The organism is Streptomyces sp. NBC_00258 (assembly GCF_036182465.1).
In the GTDB taxonomy this organism is placed as follows: domain Bacteria; phylum Actinomycetota; class Actinomycetes; order Streptomycetales; family Streptomycetaceae; genus Streptomyces.
This window is the reverse complement of the sequence record NZ_CP108081.1, coordinates 7,570,092-7,588,339: the sequence shown is the minus strand read 5'-3', so window position 1 is coordinate 7,588,339 and position 18,248 is coordinate 7,570,092. Positions and strand designations below refer to the sequence as shown.

The 18,248-nt window shown below is 67.4% G+C and carries 15 protein-coding genes; 9 read left to right on the top strand and 6 right to left on the bottom strand.

The annotated features are described in order from the left end of the window. Positions 1-39 precede the first annotated feature (39 nt). The 3 genes from OG718_RS33815 to OG718_RS33805 form a co-directional block, all read right to left on the bottom strand. On the bottom strand, positions 40-897 hold the full coding sequence (locus tag OG718_RS33815) for a fumarylacetoacetate hydrolase family protein (protein WP_328845947.1): 858 nt from the start codon (positions 895-897) through the stop codon (positions 40-42). 193 nt (positions 898-1,090) lie between these two features. After that, positions 1,091-1,858 (bottom strand): YidC/Oxa1 family membrane protein insertase, encoded by a 768-nt coding sequence (locus OG718_RS33810; protein WP_143632549.1) that lies wholly within the window; start codon positions 1,856-1,858, stop codon positions 1,091-1,093. Between the two features lie 201 nt (positions 1,859-2,059). Next, complete coding sequence (locus tag OG718_RS33805) at positions 2,060-2,374, bottom strand: DUF6412 domain-containing protein (RefSeq protein ID WP_143632551.1); 315 nt, start codon at positions 2,372-2,374, stop codon at positions 2,060-2,062. A gap of 271 nt (positions 2,375-2,645) precedes the next feature. Between OG718_RS33805 and OG718_RS33800 the strand changes: the two genes are divergently transcribed. The 3 genes from OG718_RS33800 to OG718_RS33790 are packed head-to-tail and all read left to right on the top strand — an operon-like array spanning position 2,646 to position 8,043. Beyond that, complete coding sequence (locus OG718_RS33800) at positions 2,646-3,488, top strand: hypothetical protein (protein ID WP_328845946.1); 843 nt, start codon at positions 2,646-2,648, stop codon at positions 3,486-3,488. After that, on the top strand, positions 3,485-5,677 hold the full coding sequence (locus OG718_RS33795; RefSeq protein ID WP_328845945.1) for a bifunctional serine/threonine-protein kinase/ABC transporter substrate-binding protein: 2,193 nt from the start codon (positions 3,485-3,487) through the stop codon (positions 5,675-5,677). The genes OG718_RS33800 and OG718_RS33795 overlap by 4 nt, the downstream gene beginning before the upstream one ends. Before the next feature lie 35 nt (positions 5,678-5,712). Beyond that, positions 5,713-8,043 (top strand): bifunctional serine/threonine-protein kinase/ABC transporter substrate-binding protein, encoded by a 2,331-nt coding sequence (locus OG718_RS33790; RefSeq protein WP_328847880.1) that lies wholly within the window; start codon positions 5,713-5,715, stop codon positions 8,041-8,043. Between the two features lie 72 nt (positions 8,044-8,115). Here OG718_RS33790 and OG718_RS33785 read toward each other — a convergent pair whose 3' ends face one another. Next, positions 8,116-8,928, bottom strand: a complete 813-nt coding sequence (locus OG718_RS33785) for a class E sortase (protein ID WP_328845944.1) — start codon at positions 8,926-8,928, stop codon at positions 8,116-8,118. Positions 8,929-9,232: 304 nt separating this feature from the next. On the opposite strand from OG718_RS33785, the gene OG718_RS33780 reads away from it, so the two are divergent. The 4 genes from OG718_RS33780 (at position 9,233) to OG718_RS33765 (ending at position 15,498) form a co-directional block, all read left to right on the top strand. After that, complete coding sequence (locus OG718_RS33780) at positions 9,233-10,249, top strand: SEC-C metal-binding domain-containing protein (protein WP_306939852.1); 1,017 nt, start codon at positions 9,233-9,235, stop codon at positions 10,247-10,249. Between the two features lie 134 nt (positions 10,250-10,383). After that, on the top strand, positions 10,384-13,524 hold the full coding sequence (locus OG718_RS33775; protein WP_328845943.1) for a DUF3427 domain-containing protein: 3,141 nt from the start codon (positions 10,384-10,386) through the stop codon (positions 13,522-13,524). A gap of 41 nt (positions 13,525-13,565) precedes the next feature. Further along, positions 13,566-14,552: a hypothetical protein gene (locus OG718_RS33770; protein WP_328845942.1), complete on the top strand. Its 987-nt coding sequence runs from the start codon at positions 13,566-13,568 to the stop codon at positions 14,550-14,552. 1 nt (position 14,553) lies between these two features. After that, positions 14,554-15,498 carry a hypothetical protein gene (locus tag OG718_RS33765; RefSeq protein WP_328845941.1) on the top strand — a complete coding sequence of 315 codons (945 nt, stop codon included), beginning with the start codon at positions 14,554-14,556 and terminating at the stop codon, positions 15,496-15,498. A gap of 37 nt (positions 15,499-15,535) precedes the next feature. Here OG718_RS33765 and OG718_RS33760 read toward each other — a convergent pair whose 3' ends face one another. Further along, positions 15,536-16,207 (bottom strand): ATP-binding protein, encoded by a 672-nt coding sequence (locus OG718_RS33760; protein WP_328845939.1) that lies wholly within the window; start codon positions 16,205-16,207, stop codon positions 15,536-15,538. 203 nt (positions 16,208-16,410) lie between these two features. On the opposite strand from OG718_RS33760, the gene OG718_RS33755 reads away from it, so the two are divergent. Then, a complete protein-coding gene (locus tag OG718_RS33755; protein WP_328845938.1) occupies positions 16,411-17,256 on the top strand; it encodes a helix-turn-helix domain-containing protein in 846 nt (281 codons plus the stop codon). Beyond that, positions 17,256-17,459 carry a DUF397 domain-containing protein gene (locus tag OG718_RS33750; protein WP_328845937.1) on the top strand — a complete coding sequence of 68 codons (204 nt, stop codon included), beginning with the start codon at positions 17,256-17,258 and terminating at the stop codon, positions 17,457-17,459. Before OG718_RS33755 ends, OG718_RS33750 begins: the two co-directional genes overlap by 1 nt. Positions 17,460-17,475: 16 nt before the next feature. On the opposite strand, the gene OG718_RS33745 is transcribed toward OG718_RS33750, so the two are convergent. After that, complete coding sequence (locus tag OG718_RS33745; RefSeq protein WP_328845936.1) at positions 17,476-18,147, bottom strand: class I SAM-dependent methyltransferase; 672 nt, start codon at positions 18,145-18,147, stop codon at positions 17,476-17,478. Positions 18,148-18,248 lie beyond the last annotated feature (101 nt).

Below are 18,248 nucleotides of genomic sequence, written 5' to 3'. Positions count from 1 at the left end.
GACAACGCACCGCAGTCCCCCGCCCCACCCAGCGGAGCGCTACGCCGGCTTGAATTCCTGCCGCTGCCGCCCAAGCCCCTCGATCTCCAGCTCCACGACATCCCCCGCCCGCAGGAACGGCTTGGGCTCGGGCATCCCCAGAGCAACTCCCGCCGGCGTCCCGGTGTTGATGACGTCTCCGGGATAGAGAGTCATGAACTGACTCACATACCGCACGACTTCGGCAACGGGGAAGATCTGGTCGGACGTACTCCCGTCCTGCCGCAGCTCCCCGTTGACCCACAACTTCAGCCCCAGCCGCTGCGGATCGGGAACCTCGTCCGCCGTCACGAGCCACGGCCCGAGCGGGTTGAACGTCTCGCAGTTCTTCCCCTTGTCCCAGGTCCCGCCCCGCTCGATCTGGAACTCCCGCTCGGACACGTCGTGCGCCACCGCGTACCCGGCGACATGCGCGAGCGCCTCCTCGTGCGAGCCGAGGTACCGGGCCGTGCGCCCGATGACGACGGCCAGCTCGACCTCCCAGTCGGTCTTCACCGAGCCGCGCGGCACGAGCACGGTGTCGTACGGCCCGACGACCGTGTCCGCCGCCTTGAAGAAGATCACCGGCTCGGCGGGCGGCTCGGCGCCGGTCTCCTTGGCGTGGTCGTGGTAGTTGAGGCCGATGCAGACGACCTTGCCGATCCGGGCGACGGGCGGGCCGACCCGCAGCCCGTCCGCGTCGAGCACGGGCAGCTCCCCGGCCTCGGCGGCGGTACGGATCCGGCCGAGCGCCACGTCGTCGGCGAGCAGCGCCCCGTCGATGTCCGGCACGACGCCCGACAGGTCCCGCAGGACTCTCTCGGCATCGAGGAGCGCGGGGCGCTCGGCCCCTGTCGTACCGACTCGCAGCAGCTTCATGATCACAATCTCCCTTGATCGCGGGCGGCCCGTCCGACGGGTGCAGCCATCGGAGGACTGGTCGATCGTCCAAGGTCGGCGTCCAGTCCGCAATACCCGGTTCACGGACTGGACCGTAACCGCCCATCCGAACCGGCAGCCGAGCCCATGGATCCCTGCGGCTCCCCGGGGCTTCCTGTGGATCCCCGCCGTGTCAGCCGAGCACCGCGGCGGCCGGCGCCGCCCCCGGCATGTCCCGGTACAGCACGGCCCGCTCGACCGCGCTCCACGTCGTACTGGTCACCACGTACAGCGCGGCGGCGAGCGGCACCACCGCCACGGTGAACAGCGTCAGGAAGGACATCAGCGGCATGACCTTGGTGATCGCGCCGAGCCCGGGCACCTGCTGCTCGCCCCGGTCGCCACCGGTCACCGGAGCCACCGCGGCACTGGCCGCCATCATCCGCTTCGTACGCCGGTAGTTGAAGGTGGCGACGGCCGCGACGATCACGAACAGGGCCAGGTACACCAGACCGGGCGCCCCGAGGACCCCGCCGTCGCCGAGGGCGTCCGCCCAACGGTCGCCGAGCGGCGCGGCGAAGAGCTGGTGGGCGAGCAGGGAGTTCGCCTCGCCGCCGATCTGCGAGTTCGAGAACAGGTGGTAGAGGAGGAAGAAGGCCGGCAGCTGGAAGAGGCTGGGCAGGCAGCCGGAGAGCGGCGAGACCTTCTCCTTGGCGTGCAGCTCCAGCACCGCCTTCTGCAGCTTCTCGGGGTTCTTGCCGTGCTTCCTGCGCAGTGCGGCGATCTGCGGCTGCAGGGCGGCCCGCGCCCGCTGCCCGCGCGCCGAGGCCCGGGAGAGGGGATGCACGAGGAGTCGTACGAGCGCGGTGAACAGGACGATCGCTGCGGCCGCCGCGGAGGCCTGGAAGAGCGGTTCGAGCAGTTCGGCGAGCCCCTCGACGAGGCTCGCGAAAGCGGACATGAAGGAAGAGAAGAGGGAAGAGAAGCCGGACATGGATGAGCCCTCCGTGGGTCTCGTCGTGCCGAGGAGATGAGACGTGACGTACGTCGGCATGACGACCCGCGAGGGGGTCTGCTGAGGTTCTCCGGAAATCTCCTGCGGACGCTCTGAGAGCGTCCCGAAGACCTGTGGACGCTCTCAGAGCGTCCGGAGAGTGGTCCCCTACGCGGCCGTCAGGAGGGAACGGCCGGGTGCTCGGGGACGCCTGCGCCCCCGGGCGTCGGGGTCGCGCTGCGGCAGGAACGCCGTGCGCTTCTCACGGTCGCGCATCGCCGTACGGACTCTCGTACGGGGAACTGCGGGCGCGAGCCGTGAGGCGATGAGGGAACAGGCGGCGAGCGCGGACCCGGCCGCGGCGGTCGCCGCGAACGTGACGGCGACGGCTCCGGCGAGGCTGCCGGTGTCGAGGAGCGCCACCTGCAGAAGGAGAACGAACAGCAGGACGGCGGGCTTCAGCTGTGCCCAGGTCCGTGTCATCGGCTGCCCTCCCTCCGGTTCTCTTCGCGCGGTCTCGCTCTGCGCCCTCCTGCCGTTATACAGGATCCGCCTCCGGGAGCGGCTGCCGCCGGTGAGCAGCACGCCTCGGCGGCCGCGCACCCCGGCCGCCGCGCTCCTCGTTCGGCTCCGCGGAAATTCCGGCTCCGAGGAACGACGGACTCCGCCGGAGCCGTAGTACCCCAGGGGCATAGTCGCTACTCTCCCTGCGGGGGAACACGCGTACGTGTGTGGGGAGTTGGGGGAGTTGATGGTGAGCCGAAGACGTGTGCGGCTGGGCGTCGGCATCTTGTCCGCCGGGCTGTTATTGGCCGGCTGTTCGGGGGGCGGGGGCGACGGAACCGCCAAGCCCACCGGGTCCGGATCCACCGGCTCCAAGAGCCCGGCCGCGAGCGGTGACACCCGCTCCAGCCCGACCCCCGGTCCCACCCCCGGCGCCAGTACCGCGGGCCTGGACTTCTCCCCCGATCCCGGCCGCGCGCCGAAGACCCGCGCGGAGGCGGTGCGCCTGGCCGGCACCGTCGCCGGGACGCCCGGCGACCTGGGACCCGGTTTCGTCAGGCGCAGCCCGTACGAGAGCGGCCCGGGCGACTGGCCGGTGCTCGACGCGAACTGCGTCTGGCAGCGCGAGCCACTGCCCGCGACAGTCCTCTCCACCCTCACCCGCTACATGGAACTGCCCGCGGAGGACGGCAAGGGCCCGATCCGTGTCGCCGCCGTCGCCACCGTGCACCGGTCCGTGACGGACGCCGAGTGGGAGATGGCCGAGTCCCTCGAAGAAGGGCTGCGCTGCCCCGACCAGCAGCTCCGCCAGGGCGAGCGGATCACGGGACTGCTCTCCCAAGGCGCGGTCTTCGGCCTGATGGGCAACTTCACCTCCGAGGACACGCTCTCCGAGTCGGCCAAGTACTACAGCGACGAGCTCGGCGGCCCCCGCTACTACTACTGGGTGCAGAGCCGTCTGGGCCAGGTCACCGTGGCCGCCGTCGGCAAGGGGGCCAAGGGCCGCGCCGACGAAGAGGTCAACACCGCCTTGGTACAGGGAGTGAACCAGATGCTGAGCCGCGCCCAGACCGAACTGGAGGCGCCGGAATGAGCGAGCGGCTGCTCCCCACCGACCCCGCCTCCATAGGCGGACACCGACTGCTGGCCCGCCTCGGCGCGGGCGGCATGGGCGTGGTCTACCTCGGCCGTACGGAGGCCGGGGCGCTGGCAGCCGTCAAGGTCATCCAGGCCGAGTACGCGCACGAGCCGGACTTCCGCGCCCGGTTCCGCCGTGAGGTCGAGACGGCCCGCCGGGTGACCAGCCCCTGGGCGGTGCCGGTCACCGGCGCCGACCCGGACGCGGACGAGCCCTGGCTGGCCACCGCCTTCGTACCCGGCCCCTCCCTGGAGGAGGCGGTCGCCCGCCACGGCCCGTTGCCCACCCGCAGCGTGCGCGTCCTGGGCCGGATGCTCGCCGCGGCACTGCGCGAGGTGCACGCCGCCGGTCTCGTCCACCGCGACGTCAAGCCCGCCAACGTCCTGCTCGCCGTGGACGGTCCGCGCCTCATCGACTTCGGGATCGCCCGCGCGACCGACGAGACCGCGATCACCTCCACCGACCTGGTCGTCGGCACGCCCGGTTTCCTCTCCCCCGAGCAGGCCGAGGCGCGCGGCGCGGCGGTGGGCCCGGCGAGCGACATCTTCTCGCTGGGCTGTCTGCTCGCGTACGCGGCGAGCGGCCGTCCGCCGTTCGGCACCGGCACGGCCGACGCCCTGCTCTACCGCACGGTCCACGACGAACTCGACCTGGCCGGCATCGAGGCCGGGGAGGACACGGAAGGCGTCGAACTGCTGACGCTGCTGCACCTGTGCCTGACGAAGGACCCGGCGGACCGTCCGACGGCCGAGCAGTTCGGAACGGTCCTGCTGGTCGAGGACGCGGTCCCCGAGGGCGGGCGGATCGACTGGCTGCCCGAGGATGTCGTACGGATCATCGCCGACCGTTCGGCCGAGATGCTGGCGCTTCCGGACATCGAGCCGACCGTCGCCGAGGCATCGGCATCTACATCCACATCGGCATCGGGGGACGCGGAGCCGCCGTCGCCCGGCCGTCGGCGGCTGCTCCTGGCCTCCGGCGCGGCGGTCCTCCTGGCGGCGGGCGGAACCGCGGCCTGGGCCGCCCTGCGCGACGAGGACACCCCGGGCGGGTCGGCGTCGGGGGCCCGCCGCTGGGCCATCGGCGTACAGGCGGATCTGAGCGGTCCCCGGCGGACGGCGGGACAGGCGCAGGAGCGGGGCGCGCGGCTGGCGGTCGAGCAGTTCAACTCCCGTAAGGACAAGCCCTTCGAGCTCACCCTGAAGACCGTCGACGACGGCGGCGCCGCGGGGCGGGCGCCCGCCGCGGCCAAGAAGCTGATCCAGGACACCGACGTGCTCGCCGTGCTCGGCCCGACCAACGACGAGACGGCCAACGCGGTCCTCGGCGCGTACGACGAAGCCCTGCTGCCGCTGCTGTGCGTCTCGGCGGGGGGAGTGCTCCTGACCACGCAGCAGTACCGGTCCTTCGTGCACTGCCGCCCCAGCGACGCCGCCCTCTCCCTCCCGATCAGCGTCTACCTCATGGGGCAGAAGGGGACGCGGCGCGCCGGTCTGCTCCAGGACCGCACCGCGCAGACGTACGCCCAGGAGTCCGCCTCGATCAACGCCATGATGCTGCGCCAACTGGGCCGGCCGGCCTATCCCCGGGTGGTCCCGGCGGGCACGGACGACCTGGGGCCCGTGATCGCCGACATGCTGCGGGCCGGCATCGGCTCCTTCGTCTACGCCGGCTACGCGCAGGGGGCGGCCCAGGTGGCCCGGGAACTGACAGCGGCGGGTTTCGACGGGCCGCGGCTCGCCTCGCAGGCGGTGATCGACCCGGCGTTCCTGGAGCTGGCGGGTGACGCGGCCGAGGGATGGCTGCTGACCTCCTCCTTCGTCGACCCCTCCGCCGTACCCGCGGCGGCGGCCTTCACCGCGGCCTTCCGCAAGCGCTATGGAGCCGCGCCCGGCTACTTCGCCGCCGAGGCGTACGACGCCGTCCGCCTCCTCCTCCAGGAGCTGGTGAGGGCCACGAAGGGCGGACGGCCGCCGAAGCGCCAGGAGTTGGTGGGCCTGCTGCGCAAGAGCCGCTACAAGGGCATCACCAAGGAGTTCTCGTTCAAGCCGGAGGACGGCACGTTCGCCGGCTGGGGCATCTTCCTGCACCGGGTCGAGGGCGGCCGGTTCCGCTTCGTCGGCGAAGCCCCCTCCGAGGTGTAGCGGTGAGCGGGTCGCCGTCCGAGGGTCGGGCGGGAGTGCGTGCCCTCAAGCCGGGCGACCCGCCCTTCGTCGGCGGCTACCGCCTGCTCGGCCGGCTCGGCGCGGGCGGCATGGGCGTGGTCTACCTGGCCCGTTCGACGGGCGGGGCGCTGGTCGCGCTGAAGGTGATCCGCGCCGAGTACGCGGCCGACCACGACTTCCGGGCCCGGTTCCGGCGCGAGGCCGAGGCGGCGAGCGGGCTCACCGGGCAGTGGCTGACACCGGTGACCGCGGCGGAGCCGGCGGCCCGCGAGCCCTGGCTGGCGACCGCCTTCGTACCGGGCCCGTCGCTGGCCGAGGCCGTCACGCTGCACGGGCCGCTGCCGGAGCGTACGGTCCGCGCGCTGGGCGCCCGGCTGGCCGAGGCGCTCACCGAGGTGCACGCCGCGGGCCTGGTGCACCGGGACGTCAAGCCGGGCAACATCCTGCTCGCCCTGGACGGCCCCCGGCTGATCGACTTCGGCATCGCGCGTTCCACCGGTGCCACCGCGCTGACCGCGAGCGACGTGGTGATCGGCTCGCCCGGCTATCTCTCGCCCGAGCAGGCGCGGGCGCGGGGCGGTGACATCGGCCCGCCGAGCGACGTCTTCTCGCTGGGCTGCGTCCTGGCGTACGCGGCGACCGGCCGCCGCCCGTTCGGTACCGGTACCGCGGCCGCGGTCATCTTCCGTACGGTCCACGAGGAACCGGACCTGGACGCCGTGCCGTGGACCCTGGTCCCGCTGCTGACCGACTGCCTAGCCAAGGACCCGGCGGCCCGCCCCACCGCGGAGGCGGTACGGGACGCCCTGTCCGGTGAGGACGACCGGGAGCACGAACGGGAGAACGACAGGGAGAACGACCAGGAGCGCGGCTCGGCGGAGGGCTCGGCGGGCGAACCGGCGGGCAGGCACGAGGCCGGAGGGGCGGACGGTCGAGAGGCCGGGCGAGAGGCCGGCGGGGCGGACGGGCGAACGGACGGGCGAGCAGACGACTGGCTGCCGCCCTCGCTGCCCCGGCTGATCGCGGAACGCTCGTCCGCCGTCTTGGCCCTGCCCGACCCCAGCCCCAGCCCCGCCCCCAGCCCGGGCCCGACCACGCTCGTGGAGCAGCCTCGGGAGGGGCCCGCCGTCTCACGGCGCCGCCTGCTGACGCTGGGCTCGGCGGCCGCGGTCGTCCTGACCGGCGGCGGGATCGCGGCCTGGGCCGCCTCCAGGCCCTCGTCCGACGGCGACGGCGCGACGAGTTCCGCACCACTGCCCCGGTACGTCATCGGGCTGCACGCGGACCTGTCGGGCACGGACAAGGCGATCGGCAGGGCGCAGGAGCGGGGCGCCCGGCTCGCCGTCGCGGACTTCAACTCCCGCTCCCGTGACGGCCGCGCCTTCGACCTGGTCCTGAAGGTCCTCGACGACGCCGGGGAGGCGAAGCGGGCCGCGGAGGTGGCCGGAAGGTTCGTCGCGGACAACGACGTGTACGCCGTCATCGGCCCGACCGGCAGCGCCTCGGCCGAGACCGCCGTCACCCGCTACGAGAAGGCCCTGCTGCCCATCGTGACCGTCTCCTCCGGGGACGATCTGTACTCCCAGATCACCACCCGCGCGTACTTCCAGCTAAGGCCCGACGAGAACGCTCTGTCGACCCCCTTCATCCACTACCTCACCCACGCCCGGAAGAGCCGCAGGACCGCCGTCATAGACGACAGGGCGGCCGGCCGCACCAGCTGGCAGATCGTCAAGGACCTGGCCGCGTTCCCGCCCTCCGAGGGCACGACCACGACCCATGCCGTCCCCGCGGGCAGCGAGGACTTCGACACGGTGGCCGCCGCGGTGCTCGCCGCCGACGCGGAGGCCGTCGTCTACGGCGGCTCCTCACCGCACCGGGCCGCCCTCTGCGCCCGCGCGCTGGAAGAGGCCGGGTTCCGGGGCACGCGCATGGCGCCGGAACCGGTCCTCCAGGCCGCGTTCCTCACCGAGGCGGGCCCGGCGGCCGAGGGCTGGGTGATCTCCACGACCTATACCGACCCGGCCGAGCTGCCGACCGCGGCACGCTTCGTGGCGGGGTACAGGAAGCGCTTCGGAGTGCGCACCGTCGAGCGCTTCGCCGTCGAGGCGTACGACGCGCTGCTCTTCGTCGCCCAGGGCCTGAGCGAGCTGGGCAGCGTCGAGCCCGAGCGGGGCGCCATGGTGCGCAGGCTCCGTGCGACCGCCTACAAGGGGCTCGCCAAGACCATCGAGTTCGACCCGGTGACCAAGGAGTTCCGCTGGGTCAACGGCCTCTTCCTCCACCGGATACGGAACGGCACCCCGGACTTCCTGGGCCGCTACGACCGGGTGAAGGAGGCCTGATCCGGCGGAAACCCCGGGCCAGGGCTCGGGCTGCTCGGCGGGTGGTTCGGCGAGGTGGCTCGGCGAGATGGTTCAGCGGGGCCTCATGGAGCCGAGCTTCCCCCAGACGACCAGGCGGTACTTGGACGTGTACTCCGGAGTGCACGTGGTGAGCGTGAGGTAGTAACCGGGGTCCTTGTAGCCGTACCCCGTTCTGACCGTGCTGCGAGGGATCTCCCGGATCACTCCGCCGTCTCCCGCCGAGGTCTGCGCCAGCGTCCTGTCGACGACGTACGTATAGACGGCGGTACTGGTCTCCACCTCGATCCGGTCCCCCCGCCGCAGCCGGTTGATGTACCGGAACGGCTCGCCATGGGTGTTCCGGTGCCCGGCGAGCGCGAAGTTCCCGGCCCGCCCGGGCTGCGCGGTCTCCGGGTAGTGACCGACGTACCCCTTGTTGAGCACGTTCCCCTTACTGATGCCTTCCGCGACCGGGACACGGAGGTCGAGGCGGGGGATGGTGAGGACGGCGTAGGCCTGGGTCCAGCGGGGGCGGGGGGTTGAGCTGGCGGCGGAGGCGGAGTCCGGCGCACTCCGGGAGCCGGAACCGTCGCCGGTGGCGGCGGAGCCATCGTCCGCGCCCGACCCGTCGGCCGCCGCCCCTCCCCCATCCCCGTCCCCCCGGTCCCCTTCCCCTTCTCCCTCCCACTCCCACTCCCGCTCCAGGGCCTGGACTTTTCTCTCGGCGCCCTCGCGGGCCTGCCGATTGGTCCACCACAGCTGGTGGGCGACGAGGAGCATGAGGACGACACCGAGGGTTACGAGGAGCTCGGCACCGTTCCAGAGGAGGCGGGCGTAGCGGGCACGCCGCCGCCGGGCCTGCTGATGGACGACGGGGACTCGCATACGCGTATGCCTCCCTCCGTGCGGTGGCCTCGGCGGTGGCCGGGGTCCGGGCGGCTGCAGTGGCCGACGCCGAGCCAAGGCGGTGGCGATGGTGATGGCCATGGCGGTGGCGGTGGCGGTGGCGGTGGCGGTGGCCGGGGCCGGGGCCGGGGCCGCACGATAAGGGCTGCGGCCCCAACTCACCATCCCCATGAACGAGCCGCCCCCTCCCTACCGCTCACGACCGCTCGCCCCCTCCGCTGATCTCACCCCTGGCCTGCCCATACCTCTCCTCCGCCGGGCGGTCGGCAGTACGGTGTCCACCATGCGCCCCGACACGTCTGCCGAGTACGTCGACCACAACGCCGAAGCAGCACGCCTGGAGCGGACCGCCGGCCTCTACCCCGAGGACGCCGAGCACCTGCTGCTGCAGGCTGCGGCCCACCTCGAACTGGCTGACGACCGCCCGCGAGCCACCGCCTTCTACGACCGTCTCCTCTCCAGTGCGACCCCCCTGGAGAACCCATTCCTGGTACGGGCCCTCAAAGCGGCCAACCTCTGGGAGTACGGCCACGAGGCGGAGGCAAAGGCGATCATCGAGGGCGTCCGCGCGGCGTCACCCCGCGACCCGGCCCCCTGGGTGATCGTGGCCGAGTCCCTGGAGTCCCACGACGAGCTCGAAGCGGCACAGCAGACGTTCACGGAGGCGGCGACCCACCTCCTGACGGACGTCCCCGAACCCCCGTACGCGACCCACCCGGTCCTCTTCGGCCGCCACCGCGTACGCCGCATGCTGGGCCTCCCCCACGACAACTGGGACTCCCTCGCGGACACCCTCCACTCCTCCCCGGTCTCCCTGGACGAACTCCACGACCCGAAGCGCGTCTGGTCCCTGGGCTCGGACAACCCGGCGGAGCTGGAGGCGGAAATCTCGCGCCTGCGCGCCGAGTTGGGCACGTATCGGGAGGCGCTGTCCCGCCCGTTCCCGGTGGCGGTACTCCACTGGCCGGCCTCGGAACTGACAGAACTGGTGACGGCGTACCCGACCTTGGCGGAGGAGTACCCGTCCCATGAGGAACACCTCGCGACGATAGAGGGCTCACTGAGGGAGCTCGCGGCCTCCGGCACCCCGAACTTGGGGATCGTGACAGGCACGGTTCCGTCCTACGAGGCGTTCGCTGCCTCGGAGGGGGCTTCGCCTGGCGATGCGTCGTTGTTGCCGCAGTATGCGACGACGTTGGCGGCGAGGGGGCGGGCTGAGGCTTGGCCGCCGGAGCGGGGGGCGTCTTGTTGGTGTGGGTCGGGGCGGGGGTATGGGGAGTGCCACGGCAACGACGAGTGACGTGGGTCGCCCGATTGCGTAGCACGCTCAAAGACGATCACCTTTGGGTGTAACACCCTCGATTGTCAGCGGCTGCTGTTAGAACTGCAGTCGGGACAGAGCCATATCAACGTGAGCAATCGAGGGAGCATCGGGTGGCGGAACCGGGGGATCTGGCGCAGCCGGTCGCAGGTGTCTACGAGCAGCTCATCACCCGGAACCTGCACAGTCAGATAGAGCAGCTCGAAGCCTCCGGCTGGAAAGCCATCCACGAGGAAGTCAGTGCGGAGTCCTCTCCGCACGTGCTCGCCCGCCACATCGCTGAGGCTGTCGGACGCAGGCTAAGCCGACTGCCCCACGACAAGCAGGTTGCCGCCGCGAACCAGATCCTCAAGTCGCTCGCTGAGAGTGCGCCGGACCCGGACGAGACCGTCGGTACCATCGTCGACGGCCCACGGCAGCTCCTGACCCTCGCCGAGCAAGAGGCTCCGGGCGTCTACGCGCTACGTCCCCTCACACCCCTCTCCGAGACGTCGCTGATCACTAACGCCTCGGATGACCCCAGTCTGGGCGCGGAGTTGAGAGCCGAGCTGGCCACCGCAGACCGCGTCGATCTGCTATGCGCGTTCGTGAAGTGGTACGGCATCCGTGTCTTGGAAGACTCGCTCCGTGCTGCCAAGGAGCGGGGCGTACCGATCCGGGTCATCACGACGACCTACATCGGTGCCACCGATCGGCTCGCGCTCGACCGCCTTGTCCGCGATTTCGGTGCCGAGGTAAAGGTCAACTACGAGATCCGGTCTACACGGCTACATGCAAAGGCATGGCTGTTCCGACGCAATAGCGGTTTCGACACCGCGTATGTCGGCAGCTCGAACCTGTCCAAAGCCGCACTACTCGACGGCTTGGAGTGGAACGTACGCCTGTCGTCGGTGGCGACTCCCTCGGTACTGGACAAGTTCGAGGCGACCTTCGACGCGTACTGGAACGACAGCGCCTTCGAGTCGTACGACCCCGACGGCGATGGCGAGCGACTCGATCGAGCCCTGGCCCAAGCGGGCGGCACCGGCTCCACTACTGACCTGAAGATCAACCTCTCCGGACTTGAAGTACGTGCCTTCCCGCACCAGCGGGACATGCTGGAACGCCTCGATGTCGAGCGTGAGATTCGCGGCCGAAATCGCAACCTCCTTGTCGCAGCCACGGGCACGGGTAAGACGGTCATGGCTGCCCTCGACTACCGAGCCCTGCGTAAGAAGTTCGACAACAGGAGTCCAAGGCTGCTGTTTGTGGCTCACCGCAAGGAGATCCTCCGACAGTCGCTGCGTACATACCGCGAGGTACTCGATGACGCGTCCTTCGGAGAGCTGCTCCACAGCGGCGAAGATCCCCGAGACTGGAACCACGTCTTCGCCAGCGTCCAGTCACTGAACGTTCGACGCCTCGAACAGCTCAGCCCGGACCACTTCGACATCATCGTCATCGACGAGTTCCACCACGCCACAGCCACCACATACCGCCGGGTCATCGAACACTTCACGCCGAGGGAACTACTGGGCCTCACCGCCACCCCTGAGCGGATGGACGGGCGGAATGTGCAGGACGAGTTCTTCGAGGGCCGCATCGCGGCCGAGATGCGGCTGTGGGAAGCCCTTGAGAATGATCTGCTGTGCCCCTTTCACTACTTCGGCATCCCGGACGGCACGGACCTGACCAACCTCGGTTGGCAGAAAGGCACTTACGCGGATCGGGAGCTCGGCAACCTCTATACGGGAGACCACGCCCGCGCCCGCATCGTGGTCAAGCAGATCCGGGACAAGATCTCCAACCCGGGAGCCATGCGAGCCTTGGGCTTCTGCGTAACCAGAGCTCATGCCCACTTCATGGCCGACTTTTTCCGCAAGGCCGGATTCCAGGCCGCAGCACTCGACAGCGACTCGTCCGCTGGAGTACGAACACAGACTCTGGCGGACCTGCGCGACGGCACGCTTCAAGTGGTCTTCTCCGTCGACCTGTTCAACGAAGGGCTCGACATTCCTGACGTCGACACCCTTCTACTCCTGCGCCCCACGAACAGCGCCACGATCTTTCTCCAGCAACTGGGCCGAGGGCTTCGCCGCACGGAGACTAAGCCAGTACTCACCGTCCTGGACTTCATCGGCCAGCACCGAGCGGAGTTCCGCTTTGAGGAGCAGTTTCGGGCGCTGACAAACCTCACCCGGAACCGACTCGTCGACCACATCGAGCGAGACTTCCCACAGCTTCCCTCCGGGTGCCAGATCATCTTGGAGGGCAAGTCCAAGGACCTCGTCCTCGACAACATCCGCACCCAACTGGGCGCCACCATCAAGACGTTGGTGACCGAGGCCAAGGCATACGACACGCCGCGGCTGGCGGACTATCTCCGCGAGAGCCGCCGGGAGATCAAGGAGCTCTACAAGAGCGACAACTCCTGGACAACGGTCCTCCGCAAGGCCGGCCTCGTCGAAGATCCAGCCCCGTCAGAGGAAGCGGCGCTCCTCAAGCGTGTCCACGCGTTCCTACACATCGACGACCCCGAGCGAGCCCACGCTTACCGTCGCCTGCTCTCAGACGACGCTCCCATGTACGAGGCTCTGACACCCACCGACCAGACGTACGCCCACATGCTCTTCTTCAACTTGTGGGACAACGCCGGAGGCTTCACCAGCTTCCAGCAGGGCCTCGAATCGCTGCACTCCCAACATGTGTTCCGCGATGAGCTCCGGCAGGTGCTGTCATACGTCATCGAACGGTCAGACCACTTCCCGATCCCGCTGTCGGGCCCCCATCGCCACATCCCCTTGAAAGTCCACAGCGCCTACAACCGTTCTGAGATCCTGGCCGCTCTCGGTGTGGCTCGTTTCGGCGGCCAGATGCCCAGATCCTTCGCTCAGGGCGTCCAGTGGGTCGACGAGATCCAGACGGACGCCCTGTTGATCACGCTGGAGAAGAACGAAAAGGACTTCTCCCCCACCATCCGCTACAAGGACTACGCCCTGAGCCCCACCCTGTTCCACTGGGAATCGCAGAACGCTACTGCGGAGAACTCACGTACCGGTCTGCGCTACCGACGTCACGAGCAGCAGGGCAACCATGTCCTCCTGTTCATGCGTCGCTACAAGAACAACGACATGGGCAAGTCCCAGCCCTGGATGCTCTTGGGACCGGCAACATACGTGGAGCACACCGGCAGCAAGCCGATGGCGATCACATGGCGACTGAAGCATGAACTTCCAGCCGACGTGTGGACGTACTCGGCTATCGCTGCGGGCTAGGCACCTGACCCAGTGTCAGCACTGTCCGCTAACGTCGAGGCATGAACGTATCTCCGTTAGAACCTGGGCACCTCACGACGCGCGCCAAGATGAAGGAACGCTTCGGCGGAGGCGATCAAGAGGGGATAATTTTATCCAAAACCACGCCAAATATATTGATCTACACAGATCACGAGAGCGGTAGAGAGTACGGCTACGAAGACGGCTGGCTCGAAGAGGAAGACGAGCACGGCCCCGTATTCGAGTACACAGGAAAAGGTCGCACCGGGCATCAGACGTTCGAGGGGTCGTCCGGCTCCCGCAACAATGCAATTCTTCACCATGTCGATGACGGAAAAACCCTGCGCCTCTTCATGGCAGCAGGAAAATCCCCCGGATCTAAATCCGCCGCAAAGCTTCAACGATATCTTGGCGAATTTGAGCTGGATTTTAAACAACCTTATACGATCCGCGAGGCTGACGACCCAGAAGGAAATCGGCGCCTAATCATCGTCTTCAGATTGCGACCAAAGGGAAGCGTTCAGCACCTCCCTGAGGACGCAATTACACCTGCAGAGACGACGCAGATTCAACAGGTATCGGCAGCGGTAACCGCAAGCTCGATGGTTGAACCGCCGAGCAAGCGAGTGCCAGAGAGCAGGCGCTCGGCACAGCCGAGCACCATTGCAGAGCATCGCAAGATGCGGATTCTGGGCGAATATCTCAGGTTTCTCGAAGAACAACAGCACGAGGTATTCGCCTACCAGATCAAGATCGCAGGAACGCGGTCCACTCTAAAGACCGACCTCTACGACGCCACCGATCATGTGTTGTATTGCGTGAAGGGTGAGAGTAGCCGGGAAGAAATACGCATGGCTATCGGTCAACTCAAGGACTACGTCCGACACATCAAGCCCGCCAATCCAAAGCTGGCTGTACTACTCCCCGAAAAGCCTCACGAAGATCTTCAAGACCTGCTCAACAGAGAAGGCATCAGCCTGGTCTACCAGGACGGCGAGGGATACCCGACACACACCTCAGGGAGCTAGCATGCCGTCGCCAGAGCACGACTTTCTGTCGGACTCCGCCCTGAAAATAATGGAGAGCGCCGCAAGCTCTGGTCTCTTCAGCTATCAGGAGGGGAGCCGGAAGCTCTTCGACTTCTCATGTGACCTCAAAAAGGACTGGTCAAAGATAGTCTCGGGGCAAACTCTATGGAAGCATGATAGAGACGGCATAGATAAGGATATAAGGACACTACTCACCCAGCGAGACGTCTCCGCCGCGGTGTACATAGCCCGCCATTCGACACAGAATAAAAGGCGACTGGCTGAGGTGACTGGATCGTTCCGTGACACTCCGATGCGCGAAAGACTCTCCCGACTACGCGTTTTCTGGGTCCCGGGGGACTTTGACGCAGACAGTGAAAATGCTCGGGACTCGACGTACGAGAACCTGAGAGACGAGATGACTAAAGACCTGCTCATGCAGGTGGTTCTTGGTGGCCTGACTCCGCAGGATGTGTCTCGCTTCGCAGCTTCGGGCCGCCCCGGATATCCTCTCGCAATCCTGTCTCACGTCAAGACGCAAGGATATCGAAGCCTCTCCAACACTGCGAAGGTTCTAGGATTTAGCACGCAAATCCTCAAGGAAGAGGTCCAACGACTTTTCGTCATAGGGTTCCTTGAGAGCGACAGCCTACAAGGTGGAGTTTTCCGGATTAGCGATAGCGGGCATGCCATGCTCGACATCTGCTCCCGACTTCGCGATTACCTACACGAAGACCTCGGCGAAGGTAACGAGAATAAGGAGCTAGAGCACATATGCCGGCTACTCGGCATAGATTACCCGTCAGCCCCCTCCGGGATCGGTGAGCCCGCCACAAAGGTGGACCTCCAAAACCCGACCGCACTACTGATGCAGCATGTAGCCCAGGCCGACAAAGACGGGGCTATTGAGTGGCCCGAACCTTACTTCGCACTGCCGAGCATGTAGCAACTGCGACGCTCGGCAGCACCCTTCACCCTGTTGCTCAAGCCGGCAGATCGACGCCCTCTGCGGCCTCGGCCTCGTAGTGGATCTGCGCACGGTCGAGTGCGCCATCCACGTCGCAACCGTGCGCTCTGAGCCAGTGGAGCAGGTCGGCGATCATGTCGATCGCTGCTTCCTCTGCGATGGCCACAGTCAGGATGCGGGAGCTCGCTGCGCGCGGGAGTCTGTCTGCGCCATTCCCGTACATGCGAAGCATCGACTCGACCCGGGTAACTCGATCCCCTCCGCGATGTCCGTTCATGGAATCCAGCCCCGTCTCCAGCTCACACCAAGTCACCTTCCGGTCGGGGGAGAGTTGGACACCCCACCGGTCGGCGACGGCGTCGATGATGGCCACTCCTCGTCCGGCCTCGGCGTCGGAGCCTGCGTCGAGGAGGGTGGGGAGTGCTCGCGTGTCGGGGTCGTGGACTTCGATGCGTAGGTGCGTGCCGTTCATCGAGACGGCGAGCGTCGTCGGAGTGCCGAGGCCGACGTGCCTGATGACATTGGACACGAGCTCGCTGACGCAGAGTTGGGCTGCGTCGGTGACCTCGTGCAACCCCCAGAGCTCCAGGTGCAACCTGAGGATGTGACGAAGCCCCGAGACTTCCTCGGGTTCGGCCACGAAAGGCAGATCCCACGGCTTCCTCAGCAAACCGGCGGTGCAGTCCATCGTTCAACTCCTCTGGCATGATGTCGCGTTGCTGTACGCAATCGACTACACACCGAGAGTTGCATTGGAACTCTCAAAATGGAACTCTCATTTTGTGCTCGCGGGAGCACGACTGTGATCCGCGCGCCCCCGGCGCGTGCCGTCTTGCCGGTGCGGTTGAGCAACCTCGACGATCCGACAGATCAACATGAAGGGCCTTGGACATGGCAGCCGGACCTACCACTCGTAGGCGCCAGTTGGGCGCCGACCTGCGTCGCCTCCGCGAGCTCAAGGGCCTGACCCTTGAAGATGCAGGCGGGCGCGTCGGCATCTCGAAGGCAACACTGAGCCGCTACGAGACCAAGGAAGGCTCGGTCAAGTGGCCGGCTGTGGACGCCCTTTGTCGCGAGTACGGCGCCTCCGACGAAGAGCGTCTCGCTCTGGTCGATCTGGCGAAGGGCGCCAAGATTCAGGGCTGGTGGCGGTCACTCGCCGATCCCATCCCTGAGTCGATGAATCTCATGCTCACGCTAGAAGACGAGGTGGTACGGGAGGACCACTACGCCTGCATGTACATCCCAGGGCTCCTCCAGACGCGCGCCTACGCCGAGGCCGTTCACCGTGCCTCGGAAATGCGGTGCGCTGAAAGGGAGGTACAGCACATGGTGGACATCCGCATGAAGCGACAGGAACTTCTCCAGCGCGACGAACCGCCGCACATCTGGTGTGTCATCGACGAGGCCGCGATCCGGCGCAGCGTTGGTGGGCCGACGGTGATGCACGAGCAACTGCGGCACCTTCTCACCACGTCCGAACTCCCCCACGTGACCATCCAAGTCCTCCCGTTCTCAACAGGGGCTCATGCGGCGGCAGTTGGGAGCTTCGTCGTCTTGGGAGGTCAGACTCCCGAGCTGGACGTGGTGTACGTGGACATCCTCGGCGGCGGGCTCTTCATGGAGAAGCCGGAGGAACTGGAGCGCTATAGGTTGGCGTTCCAATACCTTCGCGCACAGGCCCTCGACCTTGAGGCTTCTGCGGCGCTGATCCAACGCATAAGCGAGGAGTCCTGATGGCCATACGGTCCGAGCCTCACTGGTTCAAGTCCTCGTACAGCGGCGGTAGTGGCACTGAGTGCGTCGAGTGTGCCCACGCTGACGGTCGCTTGCATGTACGCGACTCCAAGTGTGTCGACGGCCCGGTTGTGGCCGTCCGCGCTCAAGCCTGGTGGGCATTCATACGGGCGCTGGAGGGCGACTCTCTGGCGGTGGGATGAGCCGAACGGTCGAGGACTAGTGGTTCGGAGTCGGCTTACGGGTCAGAAGTTGGATTCCCTCTGACTCGTGGCCGTTCATTGTGGGGACTGTGATGTGTCGGGTGGCGATGGGATCTAGTCCTGCGAGCAGTGTGGTGAACCAGTCGCTCGGGTGGTGGCGGCAGACCGCGCCGTCGTCGGTCTTGAATACCCCGTAGGTGCCGTAGCGTTCGGCGGATTTGGCGTAGCGGTCTTGGTTGCGCTGGTCGTTCTGTAGGAGCAGGTCGCTGACGTAGAGCAGGCCGTTTGGCTTGAGGACTCGGGTCAGTTCGCAGATCAGGCTTCGTTGCGCCCGGTCTTCAGGGATACAGGTCAGTACTGCGAAGAGCAGGATCACGTCGACGCTCGCAGCAGCCATAGGGAGCGTCGGTGGCGTGTCCAGCGTTGTGAACTGCATTGTGGGGTGTCGCTGGCGAGCCTGGGCGATCATTTTCGGTGAAGTGTCGACTCCAGCAAGGTTGTTGAGGGCCTGCTGTGCAAGGTCGCTCATGATTCGGCCGTATCCGCAGCCGTAGTCGAGGACCGTGGCACTTCGGCTGACGTCTTCCAGCCATGGCAGGTGTAAGGGGTGCGCGAACTGTTTTGTACCCGACGCTGCGGCCGCGTTCCAGTAGGCGCTCTGGCTGCCGAGTTCGTCGCGTTCGGACATGGCGAAGGCCTCCGATTGGTGCCGTGTTGGAGTGGCGGCCGGGGAGCGTTCAGTGGACCGGGCGTCGAAGGCGGCATCGTGTGCCCGCTTCTTTGGCGATG